Origin of the sequence: uncultured Modestobacter sp. (genome assembly GCF_947486615.1) — a bacterium.
GTDB lineage: Bacteria > Actinomycetota > Actinomycetes > Mycobacteriales > Geodermatophilaceae > Modestobacter.
On the sequence record NZ_CANKUD010000012.1, the window covers coordinates 91,097 to 114,254 of the forward strand.

General features: G+C 73.7%; 20 protein-coding genes. 14 read left to right on the forward strand and 6 right to left on the reverse strand.

Features of this window, described 5'->3' with window-relative positions:
- Window positions 1-78 precede the first annotated feature (78 nt).
- The 3 genes from Q1A09_RS19190 to Q1A09_RS19200 all read left to right on the forward strand — a co-directional run bounded on the left by Q1A09_RS19190 (window position 79) and on the right by Q1A09_RS19200 (window position 4,104).
- On the forward strand, window positions 79-1,653 hold the full coding sequence (locus Q1A09_RS19190) for a sulfite oxidase (RefSeq protein ID WP_299958728.1): 1,575 nt from the start codon (window positions 79-81) through the stop codon (window positions 1,651-1,653).
- A 91-nt stretch (window positions 1,654-1,744) separates the two neighbouring features.
- Window positions 1,745-3,232 carry a phosphatase PAP2 family protein gene (locus Q1A09_RS19195; RefSeq protein ID WP_299958729.1) on the forward strand — a complete coding sequence of 496 codons (1,488 nt, stop codon included), beginning with the start codon at window positions 1,745-1,747 and terminating at the stop codon, window positions 3,230-3,232.
- Entirely contained in the window at window positions 3,232-4,104 is an 873-nt protein-coding gene (locus Q1A09_RS19200) for a metallophosphoesterase (RefSeq protein WP_299958730.1), read from the forward strand. Before Q1A09_RS19195 ends, Q1A09_RS19200 begins: the two co-directional genes overlap by 1 nt.
- A 2-nt stretch (window positions 4,105-4,106) precedes the next feature.
- On the opposite strand, the gene Q1A09_RS19205 is transcribed toward Q1A09_RS19200, so the two are convergent.
- Complete coding sequence (locus Q1A09_RS19205; RefSeq protein WP_299958731.1) at window positions 4,107-4,523, reverse strand: MarR family winged helix-turn-helix transcriptional regulator; 417 nt, start codon at window positions 4,521-4,523, stop codon at window positions 4,107-4,109.
- 71 nt (window positions 4,524-4,594) lie between these two features.
- Between Q1A09_RS19205 and Q1A09_RS19210 the strand changes: the two genes are divergently transcribed.
- Complete coding sequence (locus tag Q1A09_RS19210) at window positions 4,595-6,433, forward strand: ABC transporter ATP-binding protein (RefSeq protein ID WP_299958733.1); 1,839 nt, start codon at window positions 4,595-4,597, stop codon at window positions 6,431-6,433.
- 49 nt (window positions 6,434-6,482) lie between these two features.
- Here the strand turns inward: Q1A09_RS19210 and Q1A09_RS19215 are convergent, their stop codons facing one another.
- Window positions 6,483-6,935: a hypothetical protein gene (locus Q1A09_RS19215; protein WP_299958735.1), complete on the reverse strand. Its 453-nt coding sequence runs from the start codon at window positions 6,933-6,935 to the stop codon at window positions 6,483-6,485.
- A gap of 146 nt (window positions 6,936-7,081) precedes the next feature.
- On the opposite strand from Q1A09_RS19215, the gene Q1A09_RS19220 reads away from it, so the two are divergent.
- A complete protein-coding gene (locus Q1A09_RS19220) occupies window positions 7,082-8,425 on the forward strand; it encodes a polysaccharide lyase family 1 protein (RefSeq protein WP_299958737.1) in 1,344 nt (447 codons plus the stop codon).
- A gap of 43 nt (window positions 8,426-8,468) precedes the next feature.
- Here the strand turns inward: Q1A09_RS19220 and Q1A09_RS19225 are convergent, their stop codons facing one another.
- The 4 genes from Q1A09_RS19225 to Q1A09_RS19240 are packed head-to-tail and all read right to left on the reverse strand — an operon-like array spanning window position 8,469 to window position 12,760.
- Window positions 8,469-9,557 (reverse strand): Xaa-Pro peptidase family protein, encoded by a 1,089-nt coding sequence (locus Q1A09_RS19225; RefSeq protein ID WP_299958739.1) that lies wholly within the window; start codon window positions 9,555-9,557, stop codon window positions 8,469-8,471.
- Between the two features lie 19 nt (window positions 9,558-9,576).
- Window positions 9,577-10,665: a LacI family DNA-binding transcriptional regulator gene (locus tag Q1A09_RS19230; RefSeq protein WP_299958741.1), complete on the reverse strand. Its 1,089-nt coding sequence runs from the start codon at window positions 10,663-10,665 to the stop codon at window positions 9,577-9,579.
- The gene (locus Q1A09_RS19235) at window positions 10,662-11,579 is read right to left on the reverse strand and encodes a PmoA family protein (RefSeq protein ID WP_299958743.1); all 918 of its coding nucleotides are present in this window, start codon (window positions 11,577-11,579) and stop codon (window positions 10,662-10,664) included. Before Q1A09_RS19235 ends, Q1A09_RS19230 begins: the two co-directional genes overlap by 4 nt.
- A 2-nt stretch (window positions 11,580-11,581) precedes the next feature.
- Complete coding sequence (locus Q1A09_RS19240; protein ID WP_299958745.1) at window positions 11,582-12,760, reverse strand: Gfo/Idh/MocA family protein; 1,179 nt, start codon at window positions 12,758-12,760, stop codon at window positions 11,582-11,584.
- A 417-nt stretch (window positions 12,761-13,177) separates the two neighbouring features.
- On the opposite strand from Q1A09_RS19240, the gene Q1A09_RS19245 reads away from it, so the two are divergent.
- From Q1A09_RS19245 to Q1A09_RS19285, 9 genes are all read left to right on the forward strand, one after another.
- The gene (locus Q1A09_RS19245) at window positions 13,178-14,143 is read left to right on the forward strand and encodes a carbohydrate ABC transporter permease (RefSeq protein ID WP_299958747.1); all 966 of its coding nucleotides are present in this window, start codon (window positions 13,178-13,180) and stop codon (window positions 14,141-14,143) included.
- Entirely contained in the window at window positions 14,133-15,023 is an 891-nt protein-coding gene (locus Q1A09_RS19250; protein WP_299958749.1) for a carbohydrate ABC transporter permease, read from the forward strand. The genes Q1A09_RS19245 and Q1A09_RS19250 overlap by 11 nt, the downstream gene beginning before the upstream one ends.
- Window positions 15,024-15,067: 44 nt before the next feature.
- Window positions 15,068-16,426 (forward strand): ABC transporter substrate-binding protein, encoded by a 1,359-nt coding sequence (locus Q1A09_RS19255; RefSeq protein WP_299958751.1) that lies wholly within the window; start codon window positions 15,068-15,070, stop codon window positions 16,424-16,426.
- Between the two features lie 82 nt (window positions 16,427-16,508).
- Window positions 16,509-17,921 carry a Gfo/Idh/MocA family oxidoreductase gene (locus tag Q1A09_RS19260; protein WP_299958753.1) on the forward strand — a complete coding sequence of 471 codons (1,413 nt, stop codon included), beginning with the start codon at window positions 16,509-16,511 and terminating at the stop codon, window positions 17,919-17,921.
- Window positions 17,918-19,099, forward strand: a complete 1,182-nt coding sequence (locus tag Q1A09_RS19265) for a Gfo/Idh/MocA family protein (protein WP_299958755.1) — start codon at window positions 17,918-17,920, stop codon at window positions 19,097-19,099. Before Q1A09_RS19260 ends, Q1A09_RS19265 begins: the two co-directional genes overlap by 4 nt.
- Window positions 19,096-20,262 (forward strand): dihydrodipicolinate synthase family protein, encoded by a 1,167-nt coding sequence (locus Q1A09_RS19270; RefSeq protein WP_299958757.1) that lies wholly within the window; start codon window positions 19,096-19,098, stop codon window positions 20,260-20,262. Before Q1A09_RS19265 ends, Q1A09_RS19270 begins: the two co-directional genes overlap by 4 nt.
- Window positions 20,259-21,098, forward strand: coding sequence for a sugar phosphate isomerase/epimerase (locus Q1A09_RS19275; protein ID WP_299958759.1), 840 nt, complete (start codon window positions 20,259-20,261; stop codon window positions 21,096-21,098). Before Q1A09_RS19270 ends, Q1A09_RS19275 begins: the two co-directional genes overlap by 4 nt.
- A complete protein-coding gene (locus Q1A09_RS19280; RefSeq protein WP_299958761.1) occupies window positions 21,095-21,979 on the forward strand; it encodes an NAD(P)-dependent oxidoreductase in 885 nt (294 codons plus the stop codon). Before Q1A09_RS19275 ends, Q1A09_RS19280 begins: the two co-directional genes overlap by 4 nt.
- Window positions 21,976-23,067: a mandelate racemase/muconate lactonizing enzyme family protein gene (locus Q1A09_RS19285; protein WP_299958763.1), complete on the forward strand. Its 1,092-nt coding sequence runs from the start codon at window positions 21,976-21,978 to the stop codon at window positions 23,065-23,067. The genes Q1A09_RS19280 and Q1A09_RS19285 overlap by 4 nt, the downstream gene beginning before the upstream one ends.
- Window positions 23,068-23,158 lie beyond the last annotated feature (91 nt).

Here is a 23,158-nt window from a genome sequence, read left to right on the forward strand (position 1 = left end):
CCGGATGGTGCGTGACGATCTGGCGTCGGTTGGCCACGTGGGCCCACCCGACCCGGCGCGCCGGGTGAACCTGGGGTCATGGCGACGGCAGCACCGACCGGGGACGAGCGGATCGACACCGGCGGTGCGGGCTCCGTACCGGCCGGCCGCGCGGCGGCGTCCGGGCTGCTCGCGGCGGCCGCTGGGATCGGCGTGGCCGAGCTGGTCGGCGGCCTGGTGGACCGGGTGCCCTCGCTGGTGCTGTCGGTCGGGGACGCCGTCATCGACAGCGTGCCCGGCTGGCTCGAGCGGGCCGCGATCGCCGCGCTGGGCAGCAACGACAAGCCGGTGCTGCTGGCCTCGATCGCCCTGGTCGCCGCTGGGCTGGGCGCCGCGACCGGGCTGCTCGCGCGGTACCGGTTCCTCATCGGCGCGGTCGCCTTCGTGCTGGTCACCGCCGTGGGCGTCGCCGCCGGCCTGGCCACGGAGGACGTCTCCCCGCTCGGCACGGTGCTGGCCGGGCTGCTGGGCGCCGCGGTCGGGGTCGCCGTCCTGCACCGCCTGCTCGCCGCGGCCGCCCGGGAGGCCCGGCCGGACGCCTCGCCGGGCACGGGCCGGCGTGGCTTCCTGCTGCTGGCCGCGGGCGCGGCGGCGGTGGCGGTGGCCGGCGGGGTCGGCGGCTGGCTGCTGACCGGCCGCGAGCGGCTGGACGCCGTCCGGGCCGCGATCCGGCTGCCCCGGCCCGCCCGTCCGGCACCGGCGCCACTCGCCGGGGCGGACCTGGACATCCCCGGCCTCACCCCGCTGTACGTGGCGAACGAGGACTTCTACCGGATCGACACCGCGCTGCGGGTGCCCACCGTCGACCCGGCCGACTGGCGGCTGGAGATCACCGGCCTGGTCGACCAGCCCTTCTCCCTGACCTACGACGAGCTGATGGCGATGCCGCAGATCGAGGCCGACGTGACCCTGGCCTGCGTCTCCAACGAGGTGGGCGGTGACCTGGTGGGCAACGCCCGCTGGCAGGGGGTGCCGCTGCGGGCGCTGCTGGAGCGCGCCGGTGTGCAGCGGGGTGCCACCCAGCTGCTCAGCCGCTCGGTCGACGGGTTCACCGCCGGGTTCCCCACGGTCACCGCCCTGGACCTGGAGGAGGCCATGGTGGCGGTCGGGATGAACGGGGAGCCGTTGCCGGCCGAGCACGGCTTCCCGGCCCGGCTCGTCGTCCCGGGGCTCTACGGGTACGTGTCGGCGACCAAGTGGCTGTCCTCGATCGAGCTCACCGACTGGGACGTCGACGGCTACTGGGTCCCGCGCGGCTGGGCGAAGGAGGGGCCGATCAAGACCCAGTCCCGGATCGACGTCCCCCGCCCGGGCGGCTCGGTGAGCGCCGGCCGGCAGCCGATCGCCGGGGTGGCCTGGGCGCCGACCCGGGGCATCGAGGGCGTCGAGGTTCGGATCGACGACGGGCCGTGGCAGCCGGCGGTGCTGGCCGAGCAGCTGGACGTGGACTGCTGGCGGCAGTGGTACCTGCCCTGGGACGCCACCCCCGGCCGGCACGTGATCACCGCCCGGGCCACCGACGGCGCCGGCGAGCGGCAGACCGACGAGCGCACCCCGGTCGCCCCGGACGGCGCCTCCGGCCACCCGGCCATCGAGGTCGACGTCGATGGCTGAGGCCGAGGCGTCACCGGTTCGCCGGCGGAACGTGACACGACTGCAAGGCGCCCGGGGCGGCTGTCCGGCCGGGTGTGGGTAGGCCGGGAGGATGAGCAGTCCTCCCGGTACCTCGACCTGGTCGCCGCCCGCCGACGAGCGCCCGCGGGCACCCGGCCGGTTCGGCGTCCGCGCGGTCCTCGGGCTGGTCGCCCTGCTGGTCGGTGCGGTGCCCTTCCTGGCGCTGTGGCTGCTGGTCCAGCAGAACTGGTCGCCGCTGGCCTCCCTGGACGGCGACGTCGCCGCGGAGCTGAACGAGGTGGTCAGCCGGTCCCCGCTGCTGGTGAGCGTGCTGCGCGGCGTCACCGACCTCGGCGGTGCCGGCGCGTCGGTGCTGGTGACGACCCTGGCCACGCTCTTCCTGCTCATCCGGCAGCACCGGCGGCTGGCCGCGTTCGTCGCGGTCTCCGGGATCGGGCTCGCCGTGCTGGTGCCGCTCACCAAGTTCATCGCCGACCGGGCCCGGCCCGTGGTGGAGAACCCGGTGGTGGACACCCCGAGCAACGCCAGCTTCCCCAGCGGCCACGCCATGACGGCCGTGGTCACCTGGGGCGTGCTGGCGCTGGTGGTGCTGCCACTGGTGCGCCGCCGACTGCGGCCGTGGCTGGTCGCGGGGCTGGCCCTGCTGGTGTTCGTGATCGGCTTCACCCGGCTGGCGCTGGGCGTGCACTTCGTCTCCGACGTCCTGGCCGGCTGGGCGCTCGGCGTGGCCTGGCTGGCCATCACCACGGTGGCCTTCCGCGGGTGGCAGCACGACCGGCACCAGCACAGCGACGAGCCGATGGACCCGCTGGACGTCGACCCGGCGGAGGTGCCGCGGCCGGCCCCGACCCACCAGGCGGCGCTGCCCGCGGGGTGGACGACGGTGCTCCGGCTGGCCGGGGTGGCGGTGGCGCTGTTCGCCACGCTCGCCGGGCTGGGTCTGCTGGTCACCGGCGTGCTGGGCGACACCGCGCTGAGCCGATGGGAGCGCAGCGTCGCCGGGTGGTTCGTCGACCAGCGCGCCGACACGCTCACCACGGTGGCCGAGGCGGTCGGCACCCTGTCGGGCACCCGGGCGGTCATCGCCGTGGGGCTCGGCCTCGCCGTCCTGTCGCTGGCCGTCGTCGGCAGCTGGCGCCCGGTCGTGTTCGTCCTGACCGTGGTCCTCGGCGAGCTGCTGCTGTACTTCGTCGTCGGCCAGGTGGTCGGTCGGCTGCGGCCCGAGGTCGCCGACCTGACCGACGGGCTGCCCACCGGCGCCAGCTGGCCCTCCGGTCACGCGGGCATGGCCGTCGCCCTCTACGGCGGACTCGCGGCGCTGGTCATCGCCTATGCCGAGCACCGCACACGGTGGGCGGTGCTGGCCGTGCCGGTGCTGCTCGCGGCGGCGATCGCCCTCTCCCGGCTCTACGTCGCCGCCCACTACCCGACCGACGTCGTCGCCGGGCTGCTGCTGGGCACGGTCTGGGTGCTCGGCTGCGCGTGGGCCTTCCAGCTGGGCCGGCAGCAGCCGGCCGAGGAGCCGGTGCCAGCGCGCAGCGCGACGGCGAGCATCTGATGGGGCGCTGGCTCGTCCGTGCCGGGTTGGCGCTGCTCGCGGTGCTCGTGCTGCTCATCGGCTACGGCGCGCTGATCGAGCCGCGACTGGTGCTGGACGAGGAACGGGAGACCGTCGAGCTGCCCGGCCTGGCCGCGGGGGCGGACCCGATCGAGGTCGCCCTGCTGGCCGACGTGCAGATCGGCATGTGGTGGGCCAACACGGGCATGGTCGAGCGCGCGGCGCAGCGGGCGGTGGACGCCGACCCCGACGTCGTCCTGCTCGGCGGGGACTTCGTGTACGACGCCGGCCCGGACGTCGACCCGGAGGTGGCGACGGTGCTGGACCTGCTGGACCCGCTGCTGGAGTCCGGCATCCCCACCTACGCCGTGCTGGGCAACCACGACCACGCCAGCGGCGCGGTGACGGAGCTGACCACGGCGCTGGAGGGCGCGGGCGTCCCGGTGCTGGTCAACGAGTCGGTCCCGGTGCCGGGCACCGGGACCGATCCGCTGCACGTCGTCGGGATCGGTGCCTCCCGCCCCGGCGTGGCCGACCCCGGCCAGGCGCTGAGCGGACTGCCGGCGGACGCGCCTCGGGTCGTGCTGATGCACAACCCGAGCGCCTTCCCCGACCTGCCGGCGGACAGCGCACCGCTGGCGGTGGCCGGGCACACGCACTGCGGCCAGATCGCGCTCCCGGGGACGCCGGAGTGGAGCTACCTGGGGCTCACCGACGAGGAGGAGGTCGTGGTCGACGGGTGGGCGCCGGAGGACCACGGCGCCGACGGCAACGCGCTGTTCGTCACCTGCGGCCTCGGGTTCAGCGTCGTCCCGGTGCGGATCAACGCCCCGCCGCAGGTCGTCTTCTTCGAGCTGCGCCCGCCGGCCTGAGGTCAGTCGGTGAGCTGACGCAGGATCCGTTCCAGCGTCGCGCGGTCCTCGGCCGACAGCCGGGCGAACAGCTCGGTGGAGTCGGCCGCCCGGGCCTCCTCGACCTCGCGCTGGACGGTGCGGCCGGCGTCGGTGGGCACCAGCACCACCGCGCGCCGGTCTCGCGGGTCGGCGGTGCGCTCGACCAGGCCGCGCTCAGCCAGGCCGTCGGCGACCTCGGTCGCCGAGCGCGGCGCGATGCGCAGCGCCTCGGCGAGCTCGGAGAGGCGGACGCCGTCGCGGGCGCAGACGACGCGCAGCGCCCGGGCCTGGTGCGGGGAGAGGTCCCAGGGCGCGAGCGTGGCGGTGAACCGGCGGCGCAGCGTGCGCGCGACCCGCATGAGCAGGTCGCCCAGGGTCGCCGTTCCGCCGTCGCGCATGCCGGGAACAGTAGCGGGGACTGCGCGGTTGCCACACCGTGAGGTAACCTCAGCAAACTTCCGAGAGAGGGGTGGTCGCCATCGACGACACCTTCCAGGCCGGCCGGGGAGGCGGGCGCCCCGGTGGGCGGCCCGACCCGGCCGACCGCGCCCAGCTCGACCGCTCGCCCGTGCGCTGGAGCCGGGTCGCCGGGCTGTTCCGCCCGTACCGCGGGCAGCTCGCCCTGGTGGTCGCGCTCATCGTGGCGAGCTCCGCCATCGCGCTCGCCACGCCGTTCCTCGTCCGGCTGGTCATCGACGAGGCCCTGCCCGAGCAGGACGTGCAGCTGCTGGCCTGGGCGGTCGCCGGGATGGTCGCGGTCACCGCGGTGACCGCCGTCCTCGGCGTGCTGCAGACCTGGCTGTCCACCACCGTCGGCCAGCACGTCATGCACGGCCTGCGGACGTCGGTCTTCACCCACCTGCAGCGCCAGTCGCTCGGCTTCTTCACCCGCACCAAGGGCGGGGAGGTGCAGTCGCGGCTGACCAACGACATCGGCGGCATGCAGTCGGTGGTCACCTCGACCGCCACCTCGTTCGCGGCCAACGCCACCACCGTGATCGGCACCGTGATCGCCATGGCCGCGCTGAGCTGGCGGCTGTCGCTGCTGTCGTTGGTCGTGCTGCCGCCGGCGATCTGGCTGACCCGCCGCGTCGCCCGGATGCGCCGGCAGATCACCGCCCAGCGCCAGCGCCACCTGGCCGACCTGCACTCCCAGGTCGAGGAGGGGCTCAGCGTCAGCGGGGTGCTGCTGGGCAAGACCCTCGGCGCCGGCCCCGCGCAGTCGCAGCGGTTCGCCACCACCTCCGACGACCTGGTCGGGCTGGAGGTCCGCTCCCAGCTGGCCGGCCGCTGGCGGATGGCCACGATGAGCATCGTGTTCGCCGGCATCCCGGCGCTGATCTACCTGGCCGCGGGGCTGCCCGCGACGTCCGGCGGGATGACCATCGGCACGCTGGTCGCCTTCACCACGCTGCAGGGCGCGCTGTTCCGCCCGCTGATGGGCCTGCTGGACATCGGCGTCTCGCTGACCGCCTCCATGGCGCTGTTCAGCCGGGTGTTCGAGTACCTCGACCTGCCGGTGGACATCGACGACCCGGCGAACCCCGTGCCGCTGCGCGACGTGCGCGGTGAGGTGCGGTTCGACCACGTGGGCTTCCGCTACCCCGACGGCCACCGCGACGCGCTGACCGACGTCGACCTGGTCGTGCCCGCCGGCGCGACCCTTGCCCTGGTCGGGGAGACCGGCTCGGGCAAGAGCACGCTGGCCTCCCTGGTCGCCCGGCTCAACGACCCGGCCACCGGCCGGGTGACCATCGACGGCGTCGACGTCCGGGACGTGACGCTGGCCGACCTGGCCCGCACCGTCGGCGTCGTCGCCCAGGAGACCTACCTGCTGCACGGCACGATCGCCGAGAACCTGCGGCACGCCAGGCCCGACGCCACCGACGCCGAGCTGGTCGAGGCCGCCCGCCGGGCCCAGGTGCACGACGTGATCGCCGCGCTGCCGGCCGGCTACGACACGGTGGTCGGCGCCCGCGGGCACCGGTTCTCCGGCGGGGAGAAGCAGCGGCTGGCGATCGCCCGCACCCTGCTGCGCGACCCGCGGGTGCTGGTGCTCGACGAGGCCACCAGCGCGCTGGACAACACCACCGAGCGCGCCGTGCAGGTCGCGCTGGAGGAGGCCAGCCGGGGCCGGACGACGATCACCATCGCCCACCGCCTGTCCACCGTGCGGGACGCCGATCTGATCGCCGTCCTGGCCGCCGGCCGGGTGGTCGAGCAGGGCACGCACGAGGAGCTGCTGGCCCGCGGCGGCCGCTACGCCGAGCTGGCCGGGGCGGCCGAGCGGGAGGCCGTGCTGGCGTGACCCTGGGTGCGGCGTGCCGGTGCGAGCCCGGGAGCTGCCGTCCGGCTGCTCAGCGGCCCGGCTCGCGGGGTGCCTCGGTCAGGGCCAGCACGCTGCCGGCCACGCCGATCACCAGCAGGGCCAGGCCGACGCTGACCCAGCCGAAGGTGTCCCAGTAGACGTCCTCGAGCTGGATCAGCAGCGCTGCCTCGTCGACCACCAGGGCCAGTCCGACGCCGAAGAACAGGCCCAGGGCGGCCCGCACCTTCGGTGGCCGGTTGCCCAGCGCCGCGCCGCCGGTCACGGCGATCAGCAGGATGCCCCACAGGTAGTGGTGCAGGTGGGTTCCGCCGACCGCGACGTCCCCGAGGAACGTGAGGTCCTCCCGGATCAGCCAGGTGACCAGCCGCAGCAGCGCGAACGTCGCGGTGAACCCCCACCAGGCCAGCACGTACCCGCGGCGGGTGGCGGCCACCTCGCGCAGCCGGTGCGGACGGCGGCCGGAGCTCTCACGGGAAGCCATGACCAGCCCCTGCCCATGATCACCGGTGGACGAACCCCGGCGAGTCGTCTCGGACGTCTTGACACCGATTCCGAGCCGGAACTAGCGTGACTCACGTCACTGGGAAAGCGTTTTCCCGTTCCGCCCGCTGAACACATCGGAGTGTCATGCGCGTACTGCGACGCACCCTCGTCCTCGGCGCCGCCGGGGCCCTCATGGTCACCCTGGCACCCGCCGGCACGGCCGCCGCCCATGGCAAGGACCTCGGCCGCGAGGTGCTCGGCGCCCAGGACGGCTGGGCCGCCGCCGAGGGCGGCACCACCGGCGGGGCCGCCGCCGACCCGGCGAACGCCGTCCACGTCTCCACCTGGGAGGAGTTCCGCGCCGCGCTCGGCGGGAACGGCGCACGCGGGGACACCACCCCGCGGATCGTCTACGTCCACGGCGTCCTGGACGCCCAGCGGCGGGCCGCCGACGGCACCGTCGACTGTGCCTCCTACGAGGTCGAGGGCTTCGACATGGCCGACTACATCGCGGCCTACGACCCGGCGGTGTGGGGCACCGAGACCGAGCCCAGCGGCCCGCTGGAGGACGCCCGGGCCGCCTCCGCCGCGGTGCAGAACGCCCAGGTGCGCCAGTACGTGGGCTCCAACGTGACGATCGTCGGGGTCGGCCGGGACGCCGGCATCGTCGGCGCCGCGCTGACCGTGCGCGGCTCGGACAACGTGGTCATCCGGAACCTGCGGCTGTCGGACACCTACGACTGCTTCACCGCCTGGGACCCGACCGACGGCGACGCCGGTGCCTGGAACGCCGCCTACGACAACCTGTGGCTGGCCGAGTCCACCCACGTCTGGGTCGACCACAACACCTTCGACGACGGGCAGAACCCGCCGGAGGCGCTGCCCACCGTCTACGGGCAGAAGTTCGAGGTGCACGACGGGCTGCTGGACATCACCAACTCCGCCGACCTGGTCACCGTCTCCTGGAACGAGTTCCGGAACCACGACAAGACCAACCTCATCGGTTCCTCCAACAGCCGGGTCGCCGACCGCGGCCGGCTGCGGATCACCTTCCACCACAACCTGTGGGAGGACATCGGCCAGCGGGCGCCCCGGGTGCGCTACGGCGACGTGCACGTCTACAACAACTGGTACGTCGTCTCCGACCCGGAGTCCTACTACTACAGCTGGGGCGTCGGCGTGGAGGCCGAGATCGTCGCCGACAACAACTTCGTGCAGCTCGCCGCCGGGGTCGACCCGGCGGCCTTCGTCGAGGACTGGCGCGGTGCCGCGCTCGACGGCACCGGCGTGGACGAGTCGGGGACGCTGGTCACCAGCGGCCGCTCCTGGCCGCGCCGGACCAGCCTGGTCGAGGCGCACAACGCCGCCGCCGACCCGGACATCCCGACCACGGTGAGCTGGACGCCCAGCTACGTGGAGCGGATCGACCCCACGGTCGCCGTCCCCGTGCTGGTGAAGGTCAAGGCCGGCTCCGGCCGGCTCCGCTGAACGAGGACGCCCTCCCCGCCGCACCCGGCGGGGAGGGCGTCGTTCACCCGCGGACCAGGACGTCGGGGCGCAGCAGGCCCAGCTCGTCGCGGCTGGCCGGCCACACGCCGTCGGTGGTGAGCACCTCCGGCCCGGCCTCGCCCAGCAGCACGGTGTCCTCGGTCTTCACCCCCGGGGCGGAGGGGTTCCAGGCGACGGCCTGCCCGGCCACCAGCGGCACCGAGCTGTCCGGGCCGGCGACCGGGTCGCGCCCCCAGTAGCCGGTCGGGCCGCCCTGGTGGTGCCGGGTCCACTCGTCGGCGGGGAAGCCGGCGTCGGCGTACGCGCTGGCACCGGCGGCGAACACCTCGCCCAGCGTGCGCCCGGGGGTGGAGGCGGCCAGGAACGCGGTCTCCACCGCGCGGATCCGTGCATCGGCGTCCGCCTCCGCCGCGGTCGGCGGTGCCAGGGCGACCCACCGCGTCGCGTTGGCGATCAACCCGTGCCGGCGCGCGCAGACGACCAGCATCACCCGCCGGCCCAGCGCGCCGGCGGTGGGCAGCGCGTGCCGGAAGGGCAGCCGCTCCTCCCCGGCGACCAGGACGACGACCGGGTCGGCCCCGCGGGCGATCAGCCCACCGCCCAGCCGGGCGGCCGCCTCGCGCTCGGTCATCCCGGGGTGCAGCTGCAACGCCGTCGCGGTGAGCGTCTCGGCGGCGTCCCGGCACAGCCGGCGGTACCGCTGCGTCTCGGTCGGCAGCAGGCTCGCGCGGGCGGCGCGCAGGCCCTCGGCGGCGACCGCGTCGTCCTCGACCAGCACGCCCGGGCCGCCGGCGGCCAGCTCCGGCCCGAGCAGCGGCGCCCACCAGTCGGTGACCTGCACCGCCACGTCGGCCGGCAGCTCCTCGGCGGCGAACCGCTCGGCCTCGTTGTTCGGCACCACCACGGTGTCGCCGTCGGCGTCCACCACCACCGCGACGACGCCGCGCTCGGCGGACAGCCGGACCGCGGGGCGGGCGCCGTCCAGGTACCAGGCCAGCGAGCCGACGCTGGTCAGCACCAGCCGATCCCGGCTGGCCCGGCGCAGCAGGTCGAGCACCCGGGCGCGCTTGACCGCGCGGTCGGTGGCCGAGGGTCGGTCCAGGTCCTGCACGGCGTCCTCCGGGGAGTGGTCAGGCCGGCCGGCGGGTGCTGCCGCGCAGCACCACCTCGGCGTCGACCTTGACGGTCTGGCTGGGGGTCTGCGGCTCGGTGTCCAGCGCCAGCTGGGCCGCTCGGGCGCCCATCTCCGCCAGCGGCAGGCGCACCGAGGTCAGCGAGGGGACGACGTCGCGCAGCGGGGCGATGTCGTCGAAGCCGGCCAGTGAGACGTCATCCGGCACCCGGACGCCGGCGGCCCGGAAGGCGGCCAGCGCGCCGAGCGCCATCACGTCGTTGACCGCGAACACGCAGGTCGCCGGCGAACCGTCGGCCACCAGCCGGGTGGCCAGCTGCTCCCCGCCCTCTCGGGTGAAGTCGCCGTGCAGCACCAGCAGGTCGGCGGCGTCGACGCCCTCGGCGGTGAGCCCCTCGCGGAACCCGGTCAGCCGGTCCCGGGAGGCCAGTAGCCCGCGGGGGCCGGCCAGCACCGCGAAGCGGCGGTGGCCCAGCCGGACCAGCTCGCGGGCCAGCTCCCGGGCCCCGGTGCGGTTCTGCGGGACGACGGCGTGGGTGCCCAGCCGGTCCTGGCTGATCACCGCGGCCTGGCCGCCGGCCGCCGCGTAGCCCTCCAGCTCGTGCACCAGCCGCTCGGTGTGCGCCCGGTCGGTGGTGCGGCTGCCGCAGATGATCAGCGCGCGCACCCGGTGCGAGCGCATCGTCTGGACGAACTCCAGCTCGCGGTCGACGTCGCTGTGCGTGCTGGCCAGGAAGACGACCAGCTCGCGCTCCTCCACCTCCCGCATCACGCCACCGGCGATGCTGGAGAAGTACGGGTCCAGGACGTCGTGGATGATCAGCCCGACCACGTTGCTGGCACCCCGCGCCACCGCCTGGGCCTGCGCGTTCGGGGTGTAGCGCAGCTCCTGGGCGGCGGCCAGCACCCGGCCACGGTGCGGCTCGCCGACGGAGCGGCTGCCGCTGAGCACGCGGGAGGCGGTGGCCAGCGAGACGCCGGCGTGGGCCGCCACCTCCGACAGCAGCACCGGGCCGGTCCGCCGGACGACGGTGGGGCCGTCCTGCTCGCTGCGCCGGCCGGTCGAGCTCTCCCGGGCAGTCGTCATCGCCGCTCACCCTGGCCCGGCGCGGCCGCGAGCGCATCCCCGATCGCGGCGGTGTCCGGCGTGCCGTCGGCGACCAGGGCCCGGAAGGCGCGGGTGGTGGCCGCCCCGGGGGCCAGCCGCACCGGGTGCTCGGCGGCCAGCTGCGACCCCAGCCCGGGGTAGTCGCCGACGCGGACGAACCACGGGTCGTCCCGGGTGGCCGCGTCGGCGGCGGCCAGGACGACGGTGAACGGCGCCGGCCCGCGGGCCGCGAAGGCCACCCAGGCGGCGCGGGAGCCGTGCACGGCGTCCTCGCCCTCGGCGTCCGGGCTCCACACCCGCACGTCGGTGACCGGCGGGAAGCGCCAGAACAGCCCGCCGTAGCCGGCGCCGCTGCGGCCGTTGGTGGCCGGGCTGCCCAGCTCCAGCGGGGCGTCGGTGGCGTTGCGCAGGGTGGTGGACAGCTGGAGGGTCCAGGCGCCGGTGAGCGGAGCCGGGGTCGCCTGCACGACGCGCTCCTCGATGAGCAGCGTCCGCCCGTCGGGGCCCTGCCAGTCCAGGTTCTCCCGGAACCCGCCGGGGGCGCGGGCCGCCCAGCCGGTGTGCCGCTGCCGCCCGTGGTCGGGCCGCCAGGTGTAGCCCTGCTCGCGCAGGTAGGTGCGGCCGCCCCAGACGTTCGCCCCGCCGACGTCCTGCAGGGTGACCGAGACGCCGAGGTGCCACCGGTGGTCCTCCGGCTGGGCGTCGGTGACCGGCGTGCCGGCCAGGGTGGTCACCGGGTGCAGGAACGGCCGGGGGGCGAGGACGTCGGGCAGCCCGGCGCCGTCCCAGCAGGTGGCCACGACGGTGCCGCCGACGGTGAGCGTGGTCAGCACCCCGCCGGCGGGGGAGGGGGCCTCGGGCACGTGCCCCTGGTGCAGGGCCTTGAGCGCCACGGTCAGCGGTCCGCGGGGGTGGTCAGCTGCCGCACCGACGGCTCCTGTGCCCAGGGCACCCCCAGCTCGGAGAACAGCCGCAGCTCGTCGGCCGCCCGGTCGACCAGGGCGTCGATGCCCGGCACGACCTGGTGGGCGGTGGGCCCCGCGCCCTCGGCCCGCCGGTCGGGGATCTCCACCGGGTCGGGGGCGCAGCGGACCGCCTCGACGACCTCCATGAAGGAGCGGGTCGCCGACGGCGGGACGAGCAGCGGGCGGGACCGGTCGCGCAGGTGGGCCAGCAGGTCCTCGAGCAGGTCGGCGCTGGGGTGCGTGCTCGTCTCGTCGACGTCCCCGGCCTGCAGCCGCACCTCGCCGGTCTTGTAGGACAGCGTGATCCGCCCGGTGCTGCCGTGCACCACCAGCACGGGGTCGCGAGGGCGCTCGGCGGCCAGCGTCGCGGCGATCGTGACGACCGTCCCGTCGGCGGTGCGGATCCGCAGGCAGGAGGTGTCGTCGGCCTCGATCGGGTTGGCGCGGTACAGCTCCACCTCGACCGACTCCAGCGAGCCGGCGCCGGTGGCCCCGGTGAGGGCCAGTGCGGTGGCCACCGCGTGGGCGAAGGGGTTGGTGAGGGCGCCGTCGACGACCGGCACCCCGTCGACGCTGCGCCGCCCGGCCCAGCTCGCCCGGCCGTAGTAGGTGGCGTCCCGGACCCAGGCGCAGGCGCCGCCGATGCCGCGCACCGCGCCGATCGCCCCGCCGTCGACCAGCTCGCGTACCCGGCCGATGGCCGCCGAGCCCAGGCTCTGGAAGCCGATCTGGCAGGGCACCCCGGTGGCCTCGATCCCCTCGACGAGCCGGTCGAACTCGGCCATCGTCGGGGTCGGCGGCTTCTCCAGCAGGACGGCGCTGCCGGCGCGGGCCGCGGTGAGCGCCAGGTCGGTGTGGGTGTGGATCGGCGTGCAGATGACCGTCACGTCGGGGCTGGTGGCGGCGAGCAGCTCGTCCAGCGAGGCGGAGACGGGGACGTCGCCGGCCAGGGCGCGCAGCTCGTCGTCCAGCGGGCGCGGGTCGCAGACGCCGACCAGCCGTACGTCGCTCACCTCGGCCAGCCGGCGCAGGTTCTGCAGGTGCCAGCGGCCGTGACCGTGGGCCCCGACGAGCACCACCCGGCCGGCGAGCTCGGACTGTCCTGGCACGTGATCCCCCTTGATCAAGCCAGCCGCCGGCACGGTCGCCGACGCCGGAACGAGCCTAACCAGACACCCGGTCCCCGGAAAGGGCTTTCCGAGAACGGGGTGTCGGACACGCCGGGCTGCGGATCGATCGTGGCGACGAACGTGCTGTTCAGTCCGTTGTTCCGGGTCGTCGGTCGGTGCCGGTGGGCGACTGTCGCGAGTCGACTCGTTGACATGCCGAAGGCCGACCGAGTAGAAAGCGCTTACCCGGATGTGAGGCAGCGCACAAGCCTGCGAGGGGGTCCGGGTGCCCACGATCGACCGTTGACAAGCCCCCGTCGCGGAGACTAGAAAGCGCTTTCCGGGTGTGTGAGCCGTTGCACACCCGAGCCGACCGGACGAAGAGGTCCGACGAGCTTCACAGAGAGGTGAGAGCCCGTGTCGTCAACGCTCGACGTCTCGTCGCGCGAACGCCCGCACGACGAGGCTCCCCCGGGGAGGGGCCACGACGCGCCCCGCGCGACGAGGAAGAAGTCCGGTCGGCTCGCGCCGTACCTGTTCCTGGCGCCGTGGTTCGCCGGACTGCTGTTCATCACCGCCGGGCCGATCGCGGCCTCCGCGTACCTGTCCTTCACCGACTACAGCCTCATCGGTTCGCCGGAGTGGATCGGGCTGGACAACTTCGAGCGGATGTTCAACGACCCGCGCTTCTACCAGTCGTTGAAGGTCACGTTCATCTACGTCGTCGTGTCGGTCCCGCTGCAGCTCGCCTTTGCGCTCTTCCTGGCGATGGTCCTGGACCGCGGGCTCAAGGGCCTGGCGCTGTACCGGTCGGTCTACTACCTGCCGTCGCTGATCGGCGGCAGCGTCGCGATCGCCATCCTGTGGCGGCAGATCTTCGGGTCCGACGGGCTGCTCAACCAGGTCCTCCGGTTCATCGGGTTCGAGAACCCCCCGGGCTGGGTGTCCAACCCCGACTACGCGCTCGGCACGCTGATCGTCCTGAACGTGTGGACCTTCGGTGCACCGATGGTCATCTTCCTGGCCGGCCTGCGGCAGATCCCCACGATGTACTACGAGGCGGCGTCCCTGGACGGCGCAGGGAAGGCCCGGCAGTTCTTCCAGGTCACCCTGCCGCTGCTCTCGCCGATCATCTTCTTCAACCTCGTGCTGCAGACGATCAACGCCTTCCAGACCTTCACGCAAGCGTTCATCGTCAGTGGCGGGACGGGTGGGCCGGCGGACTCGACGCTGTTCTACACGCTCTACCTCTACCAGCGCGGCTTCGGGAACTTCGACATGGGCTACGCGTCGGCGCTGGCCTGGTTCCTGCTGCTCATCGTCGGTGGGCTGACCGCGATCAACTTCCTCGCATCGAAGTACTGGGTGTTCTATGGCGACTGACCTGACCGTGGCGCCCCCGGTGGCCGCCACGGAGAAGCTGCCCGACCGCAAGATCAAGCAGCGTCCGCGCTGGCTGGCGCACACCGTGCTCATCCTGGGCGCGCTGCTCATGCTCTACCCGCTGCTGTGGATGCTCTCGAGCTCGTTCAAGTTCACCGAGGACATCTTCAGCCAGACCGGGCTGGTGCCCGAACGCGTCACCGGGTCCAACTACCCCGACGGCTGGACGGCACTGCCCCGCGACTTCGACCACTACATCTGGAACTCGCTGGTCATCGTCGTCGGTTCGATCATCGGGAACCTGCTCGCCTGTTCACTGGCCGCGTACGCGTTCGCGCGGCTGGAGTTCAAGTTCAAGAAGTTCTGGTTCGCGGTGATGCTCGGCACGATGATGCTGCCGATCCACGTGGTGATCGTCCCGCAGTACGTCCTGTTCTCCGAACTGGACTGGATCAACACCTACTGGCCGCTGATCGTGCCGAAGCTGCTGGCCACCGACGGCTTCTTCATCTTCCTGATGGTGCAGTTCATCCGGGGCATCCCGACCGAACTGGACGAGGCCGCACGGATCGACGGCTGCGGGCACTTCGCCATCTTCTGGCGGATCGTCATCCCGCTGTCGGTGCCGGCCCTGGCCACCACGGCGATCTTCACCTTCATCTGGACCTGGAACGACTTCTTCAGCCAGCTGATCTTCCTGACCGACCCGGAGATGTACACCGTGCCGGTCGCCCTGCGGACCTTCGTCGACGCGACGAGCCAGACGCCGTGGGGTCCGGTCTTCGCCATGTCGATCGTCGCCCTGGCGCCGGTCTTCGGCTTCTTCCTCGCGGGCCAGCGATACCTCGTCCGAGGGATCGCCACCACGGGGCTCAAGTGACGACACCCCTCAGCTCACGCATCACTTACAAGGAGGTAAGGAACGTGCACACGATCCGGACACAGAGGGCCCGCGCGCCCTGGCCCACCCGCCTGGGGGTGGCCGGCGGCGTCCTCGGACTGCTGCTGACCACCGCTGCCTGTGGCGGCGACGACGGCGGGGGAGCGGCCGCGGACGGCGGTACCACCCGCGAGGACGGGCCGGTCAGCATGCGCTTCTCCTGGTGGGGCAGCGACACCCGGCACGCGGCCACCCAGGAGCTGATCGACCTCTACGAGTCGCAGAACGAGGGCGTCACGATCGAGGGCGACTTCACCGGGTTCGCCGACTACTGGGACCGGCTGGCGACCAGCACCGCCGGCGGCCAGGCGCCCTGCCTCATGCAGCAGGACACCCGGTACGTCCGCGAGTACGCCGACCGGAACGCGCTGCTGGACCTCACGCCCTACATCGAGGACGGCACGATCGACACCAGCGACCTGGACGAGAACGTCGCCGAGACCGGTGCGGTGGAGGACGCGACCTACGCCATCCCCACCGGTGTCAACGCCTTCTCCGTGGTCATCGACCCGCAGGCCTACGAGGCTGCCGGGGTGCCGGTGCCCGACGGCTCCAGCTGGACCTGGGACGAGATGGTCGAGACGGCTGCGCAGGTCACCCAGGCCAGCGGCGGTCAGGTGTACGGCATGCAGGCCATGGGCCTCAACGGTGGTGACACCAACTTCGAGGTCTACGCCCGCGAGCAGGGTGAGGCGCTGTTCGACGAGAACGGCGAGATCGGGTTCACCCAGGACACCCTGGTCGACTGGTGGAACATCGAGAAGGAGGCGTCGGAGACCGGCGCCGAGCCGCCGCCCTCCACCACCGTCGAGGTGTTCAACGGCGGTGTCGACCAGGCGCTGGTCGCCACCGGCCGGGGTGCCTCGGGCTTCTGGTGGACCAACGAGCTGCCGGCGCTCACCGCCGGCGCCGGCCGGGACCTCCAGTTCCTCCAGTTCCCCTCCGCCGAAGGGAACGGGGAGACCGGCATGTACCTGAAGCCGGCCATGTTCTGGGCGATCAGCAGCGACTGCGAGAGCCCGCAGGAGGCGGCCATGTTCCTCGACTGGCTGATCAACTCCGAGGAGGCCGTGGAGATCATCAAGGCCGACCGTGGCCTGCCGGTCAACACCGAGCTGCGCGACCAGATCGCCCCGACGCTGGACGACGCCGGCCAGGCCGCGGTCGCCTTCGTCGAGGAGATCACCCCCGACCTGCAGGAGCCGCCGGCGCTGCCCCCGCAGGGCGCCGGTGAGGTGCAGGCGATCCTGCAGCGCTACACCGAGCAGATCCTGTTCGACCAGATCTCGGTGGAGGACGCCGCCGAGCAGTTCATGACCGAGGTCGAGTCGGCCATCGCGTGACCGTCGGCCAGGGGGCGACCGGCCATCGGCCGCCCCCTGGCCGCCCTTCCCCACCCCCGTGCTGCACCGCCGAGAGGGAGACGTGACCACCATCGACCCGACCCCGGCGCCGCGTCGCTACGCGATCGTCGGCACCGGCCACCGCGCCGAGATGTACGTCGCCGCGCTGCTGGGCTCGCACGCCGACGTCGGCGAGCTGGTCGCCCTCTGCGACCCGAACACCACCCGGATGGCGTACTACCAGCGCCAGTTCGCTGCCGCCCACCCCGGCGCCGCCCCGCTGCCGGCCTATGCGCCGCAGGACCTGGACCTGATGCTCGAGCGCGAGCGGCCGGACACCGTCATCGTCGCCAGCGTCGACCACACGCACGCCGAGCACATCTCCCGGGCGCTGCGCGCCGGGTACGACGTGATCACCGAGAAGCCGCTCACCACCGACGCCGCCGGCTGCCGCACCATCGCCGACGCCGTCGCCGACAGCGGCCGGGACCTCGTGGTCACCTTCAACTACCGTTACTCGCCGCGGAACACCGCCGTCCGCCGGCTCATCGCCGAGGGCGCCATCGGCACCGTCACCTCCGTGCACTTCGAGTGGGTGCTGGACTCCGTGCACGGCGCCGACTACTTCCGCCGCTGGCACCGGGACAAGTCGCTGTCCGGTGGGCTGTTCGTGCACAAGGCCACCCACCACTTCGACCTGGTCAACTGGTGGGTCGGCGGCGTCCCGGAGACCGTCTTCGCCCTGGGCGACCTGCGGTTCTACGGCGACGCCAACGCGAAGGAGCGCGGCCTGGGCGAGCGCCCGGCCCGCAGCCACGGCGCCCCGGACGCCGGCGGCGACCCGTTCGCCCTCGACCTGGCCGGCAACGACCGGCTGCGCCAGCTGTACCTGGACGCGGAGGCCGAGGACGGCTACATCCGCGACCAGGACGTGTTCTCCCCGGGCATCACCATCGAGGACAACATGGCGCTGCTCATGCAGTACGCCGGCGGCCCGATGCTCAGCTACTCGCTCAACGCCCACGGCCCGTGGGAGGGCTACCGGGTGAGCATCAACGGCACCGAGGGCCGGATCGAGCTCTCGGTCGTCGAGCGGGCCGCGGTGCTCGCCGCGGACGGCGTGATCGGCGGGTTCGGCGTGGCCGTCGACCCCAGCGCCACCCCCGAGGAGGTCCAGGCGGCGTCCGGCGTCCGCGCCGAGGGCTCCGAACTGGTGCTGCAGCGACGCTGGGAGACCGCCCAGCGCATCGACGTCCCGGAGGGGCCCGGGGCGCACGGCGGCGGCGACGCGCTGCTGCTGGACGACCTGTTCCGCCCCGGTACCCGCCCCGACCCGCTCGGCCAGGCGGCCGGCTGGCTCGACGGCGTCCGCAGCGTGCTGGTCGGCGCGGCGGCCAACCAGTCCCTCACCACCGGCCAGGTCGTGCACCTGACCGACTTCGGCATCCCGCTGCGTCCTGCGTCGGCAGCGGCTTCCGCCGGGAGCACCCGATGACCACCACACCCGCCTCGGAGGCAAGCACCGTGTCCAGCTCGATCGGCATCATCATGAACGGCGTCACCGGCCGGATGGGCTACCGCCAGCACCTGGTCCGCTCCATCCTCGCCATCCGGGACGCCGGCGGGCTGGAGCTCGCCGACGGCCGCCGGGTGGTGCCCGAGCCGATCCTGGTGGGGCGCAACGAGCGCAAGCTGGCCGAGCTGGCCGCCCTGCACGGCGTGGAGCGGTGGACCACCGACCTGGACGAGGCGCTGCGGGACGACTCCGCACCGATCTACTTCGACGCCCAGGTGACCCAGGCGCGGGAGAAGTCGATCAAGGCTGCCATTGCCGCGGGCAAGCACATCTACACCGAGAAGCCGACCTCGGAGTCGCTCGAGGGCGCCCTGGAGCTGGCCCGGCTGGCCGCCGAGGCCGGGGTCAAGAACGGCGTCGTGCACGACAAGCTGTACCTGCCGGGCCTGGTGAAGCTGAAGCGCCTGATCGACGGCGGCTTCTTCGGCCAGATCCTGTCGGTGCGCGGCGAGTTCGGCTACTGGGTGTTCGAGGGCGACTGGCAGGAGGCCCAGCGGCCCAGCTGGAACTACCGCAAGGAGGACGGCGGCGGGATCGTCGTGGACATGTTCTGCCACTGGTCCTACGTGCTGGAGAACCTCTTCGGCCGGCCGGCGGCGGTCACCGCCAAGGCGGTCACGCACATCCCGACCCGGATCGACGAGCACGGGCAGTCCTACGCGGCCACCGCCGACGACGCCGCCTACGGCATCTTCGAGCTGCCCGGCGGCGTGATCGCGCAGATCAACTCCTCCTGGGCGGTGCGGGTCTACCGCGACGAGCTGGTGGAGTTCCAGGTGGACGGCACCGAGGGCAGCGCCGTGGCCGGGCTGCGCGAGTGCAAGGTCCAGCACCGGGCGACCACCCCGAAGCCGGTCTGGAACCCCGACCTGCCGGTGACCGAGCGGTTCCGCGACCAGTGGCAGGTCGTGCCGGACAACGCCGACCTGGACAACGGCTTCCGCGCCCAGTGGGAGCAGTTCCTCCGCCACGTGCTCGAGGACGCCCCGCACCCCTACGACTTCCTCGCCGGCGCCCGCGGCGTGCAGGTCGCCGAGCTGGGGCTGCAGTCCTCCGCAGAGGGCCGCCGGATCGAGATCCCGGAGGTGTCGGTGTGACCGGGCCGACCGTTCGGCTGCCCCGGTCCGACGGCACGGTCGGCGAGCACCGGCTCGGCCGGCCCGGCGACTTCACCCGCCCCGACGGCCCGCTGACCAGCCGCACCGCGTACGCCGCGGCGCACGTGGTCGCCGACCCGCTCGGCGACAACACCCCCGGCGCACCGGTGGACGTCGACTGGGAGGCGACCCTCGCCTTCCGCCGGCACCTGTGGTCCTACGGCCTCGGCGTCGCCGACGCCATGGACACCGCCCAGCGCGGCATGGGCATGCCCTGGAGCACCACCGCCGAGCTGATCCGCCGCTCGGCCGCCGAGGCCCGGGCCTGCGGTGGGCTGCTCGCCTGCGGCGCCGGCACCGACCAGGCGCCGGCCGACCTGGCCAGCACCGACGAGGTGCTGGCCGCCTACCTCGAGCAGATCGAGGTGGTCGAGGACGCCGGCGCGACCGTGATCCTGATGGCCAGCCGGCAGCTCGCCCGGGTCGCCCGCAGCCCGGAGGACTACGCCAAGGTCTACGCCCGGCTGCTGGAGCAGGTGTCCCGGCCGGTGGTCCTGCACTGGCTCGGGCCCATGTTCGACCCCGCGCTGGCCGGCTACTGGGGCTCGGCACAGCTCACCGAGGCCACCGACACGGTGCTGCAGGTGATCGCCGACCACAGCGCCAAGGTCGACGGCATCAAGGTCTCCATGCTCGACGAGGCGCACGAGGTCGACATGCGCCGCCGGCTGCCCGCCGGCGTCCGGCTCTACACCGGCGACGACTTCAACTACCCGTCCCTGGTGCGCGGGGACGGCGAGTCGTACTCGCACGCCCTGTTGGGCATCTTCGACGCGATCGCCCCGGCCGCGTCCACCGCCCTGCAGGCGCTGGACCGTGGTGACGTCGCCGCCTACGACCGGCTGCTCGAGCCGACGGTGGCGCTGTCCCGGCACCTGTTCGGCACGCCGACGTACTACTACAAGACCGGCATCGTCTTCCTGGCCTGGCTGGCCGGCCACCAGCCCGGCTTCCGGATGGTCGGCGGGCTGGAGAGCTCGCGCAGCCCCCAGCACCTGGCCGAGGTGTTCCGGCTGGCCGACGCGGCCGGGCTGCTGCCCGACCCGGAGCTGGCCGCCGGCCGGATGCGCACCTACCTGCAGACCGTGGGGATCGAACAGTGAGCGGCGATCCGCGGCTCGCGCGGCTGTCGATCAACCACAAGACGGTCGAGGGCTGGTCGATGCCCGACTTCGTCGACGGGGTGGCCGCCGCCGGGCTGTCCGCGCTGGGCACCTGGCGCGAGCCGGTCGCCGAGTTCGGCCTGGAGCGCTCGGCGAAGCTCATCCGGGACGCCGGTCTGCGGGTGACCTCGCACTGCCGTGGTGGGTTCCTGACCGCGACCGACCCGGCCGCCCGGGCCGCGGCGCTCGAGGACAACCGCCGCGCGATCGACGAGACCGCCACGCTGGGCGCCGAGTCGCTGGTGATGGTGGTCGGCGGGCTCCCTGCGGGCTCCCGTGACCTGGCCGGTGCCCGCGAGCGGGTGGCCGAGGCGCTGGCCGAGCTCGCGCCCTACGCCGGCGAGCGCGGGGTGCGGCTCTCCCTGGAGGCGCTGCACCCGATGTACTGCGCCGACCGGGCCGTGCTCTCCACCCTCGCCCAGGCCCTCGACCTGGCCGCGCCCTTCCCGTCGGCGCAGGTCGGCGTGGTCGTCGACACCTTCCACCTGTGGTGGGACCCGGAGGTCTGGGCCTCGATCGCCCGCGCGGGCGACCGGATTGCCTCCTTCCAGGTCTGCGACTTCCTGATGCCGATCCCGGCCGACGCGCTGATGGCCCGCGGGTACATGGGCGACGGCGTGATCGACTTCCCGCCGTTCGTCGCCGCGGTCGAGGCCGCGGGCTGGACCGGGGACGTCGAGGTGGAGATCTTCAACGCCGACGTCTGGGCCCAGCCGAAGGCGGAGGTCGTGGAGACGGTGAAGCAGCGCTACCTCGACGTGGTGGTGCCCGCATGAGGGTGCTGGTCACCGGGGGTGCCGGTCGCCTGGGCCGCAGCGTCGTCGACGGGCTGGCCGACGCCGGCCACGAGGTGATCTCGGTCGACGTGACCGCGGCGCCGCTGGAGAAGGCCGCCGCGACGTTCCCGGCCGACCTGACCGACCTCGGACAGGCCTACGGGGTGATGGCCCGGTACCGGCCGGACGCCGTCGTCCACCTGGCCGCGATCGCCGTCCCGTTCAGCCGGCCCGAGTCGGTCATCCACGCCACCAACAGCGCGCTGGCCTACAACGTGCTGCAGGCGTCGATCGACCTCGGCGTCGGCACGGTGGTGACCGCCAGCAGCCCCACCGTCATGGGCTACGGCAGCCCCGCCGGGTGGACGCCGCGGTACCTCCCGCTGGACGAGGACCACCCGCCGCGGCCGTGGAACGCCTACGGGCTGTCCAAGCTCGCCGCCGAGCAGACCATGCAGATGTTCGCCGCCCAGTACGGCGACCGGGTGCGGCTGGCGGCGTTCCGGCCGTGCTTCGTGATCGCGCCGGAGGAGTGGGCAGGCGCCCCGACCCAGCAGGGGCACACCGTGCGCGAGCGGATCGCCGACCCCCGGTACGGCGGGGTCACGCTGTTCAACTACGTGGACGCCCGGGACTGCGCGGACTTCCTGGACACGCTGCTGCGCAAGGCGGGCGAGGTGCCCAACGGCGAGGTGTACTTCGTCGGCGCCCAGGACGCGCTGGCCGATGCGCCGCTGGCCGAGCTGCTGCCCGAGTTCTCCGGGGTCGCGCCCGAGCTGGCCGCCGGGCTGACCGGCACCAGCCCGGCGTTCAGCAGCGCCAAGGCGGAGCGCCTGCTGGGCTGGACGGCGTCCCGCAGCTGGCGGACCGAGCTGCGATGACCACCGTCACCCGGCTGTCGAGCCGGCTGTTCCGGCTCCCGCTGTCCCGCCCCTGGGGCGCCGATGTGCCGGCGCTGCACCTGCTGGTCACCGAGCTGGAGACCAGCGACGGGCGCACCGGCACCGGCTTCAGTTGGACGCCGTCGATCGGGGCCCGGGCGCTGCAGGCGCTGGTCGACCACGACGTCGTCCCGGTGGTCGTCGGCGGGCCGGTCGAGCCCGGCGTCGTCTGGGACCGGCTGTGGTGGCACCTGCACGAGGCCGGCGGCGGCGGGCTGACCACGATGGCCATCGCCGCCGTCGACACCGCGCTGTGGGACCTCTCGGCCAAGGCGGCCGGGCAGAGCCTGGTGGACCACCTGGGCCGCCGGCGCGACTCGGTCGCCGTCTACGGCAGCGGGGTCAACTTCCACTACTCCCTCGACGAGCTGGTCGCCCAGACCGAGCGCTGGGTCGCCGACGGTTGTACCGCGGTGAAGATCAAGGTCGGCCGCCCCGACCTGGCCGAGGACGTCGAGCGGGTGGCCGCCGTCCGGGCGGTGCTCGGGCCGCACCGGCGGCTGATGGTCGACGCCAACCAGCGCTGGGACCTGCCGACGGCGCTGCGCGCGGTCCGGGCGATGGCCCCCTTCGACCTGTACTGGGTCGAGGAGCCGCTGGTCGCCGACGACCTGCCGGCGCTGGGCCGGCTGCACGACGCCGGGCTGGGCGTGCCGATCGCGGTGGGGGAGAACGTCTACACGGCGTTCCAGTACCGGGCACTGCTGGCCTCCGGCGCCGCCGACGTCGTCCAGCCCAACGTGGTGCGGGTCGGCGGGATCACCCCGTTCCTGCGGATCGCCCAGCTCGCGGCCGCGGCGAGCGTGCCGGTGGCGCCGCACCTGCTGCCGGACGTCTCCGGGCAGCTGGCGATGTGCCTGCCGCTGACCACGATGGTCGAGGACGTCGAGGACGCCTCGTTCGCCGCACTCGGCGCGCTGGCCGAGCCCAGCGGGGTGACCATCGCCGGCGGCGTCCTCCGGGCGGAGACCGCACCGGGGCACGGGCTGGTGTTCGCGACCGACCGGCTCGAGGAGCTGACCGGCTGAGCGCCGGGCATTGATCGGAGAAAGCGCTTGCCGTACGGTGACGGCAGTCACAGGCCGGACGAGTACGACAGCAGAGAGCAAGGGAGCTCCC

Bases quoted from the DNA above. Each gene is read 5' to 3' on its own strand.
- Q1A09_RS19280 (WP_299958761.1), top strand. From the start codon at position 21,095: ATGAGGGTGCTGGTCACCGGGGGTGCCGGTCGCCTGGGCCGCAGCGTC.
- Q1A09_RS19285 (WP_299958763.1), top strand. From the start codon at position 21,976: ATGACCACCGTCACCCGGCTGTCGAGCCGGCTGTTCCGGCTCCCGCTG.
- Q1A09_RS19200 (WP_299958730.1), top strand. From the start codon at position 3,232: ATGGGGCGCTGGCTCGTCCGTGCCGGGTTGGCGCTGCTCGCGGTGCTC.
- Q1A09_RS19220 (WP_299958737.1), top strand. From the start codon at position 7,082: ATGCGCGTACTGCGACGCACCCTCGTCCTCGGCGCCGCCGGGGCCCTC.
- Q1A09_RS19230 (WP_299958741.1), bottom strand. From the start codon at position 10,665: ATGACGACTGCCCGGGAGAGCTCGACCGGCCGGCGCAGCGAGCAGGAC.
- Q1A09_RS19215 (WP_299958735.1), bottom strand. From the start codon at position 6,935: ATGGCTTCCCGTGAGAGCTCCGGCCGCCGTCCGCACCGGCTGCGCGAG.
- Q1A09_RS19265 (WP_299958755.1), top strand. From the start codon at position 17,918: ATGACCACCACACCCGCCTCGGAGGCAAGCACCGTGTCCAGCTCGATC.
- Q1A09_RS19250 (WP_299958749.1), top strand. From the start codon at position 14,133: ATGGCGACTGACCTGACCGTGGCGCCCCCGGTGGCCGCCACGGAGAAG.
- Q1A09_RS19205 (WP_299958731.1), bottom strand. From the start codon at position 4,523: ATGCGCGACGGCGGAACGGCGACCCTGGGCGACCTGCTCATGCGGGTC.
- Q1A09_RS19190 (WP_299958728.1), top strand. From the start codon at position 79: ATGGCGACGGCAGCACCGACCGGGGACGAGCGGATCGACACCGGCGGT.
- Q1A09_RS19195 (WP_299958729.1), top strand. From the start codon at position 1,745: ATGAGCAGTCCTCCCGGTACCTCGACCTGGTCGCCGCCCGCCGACGAG.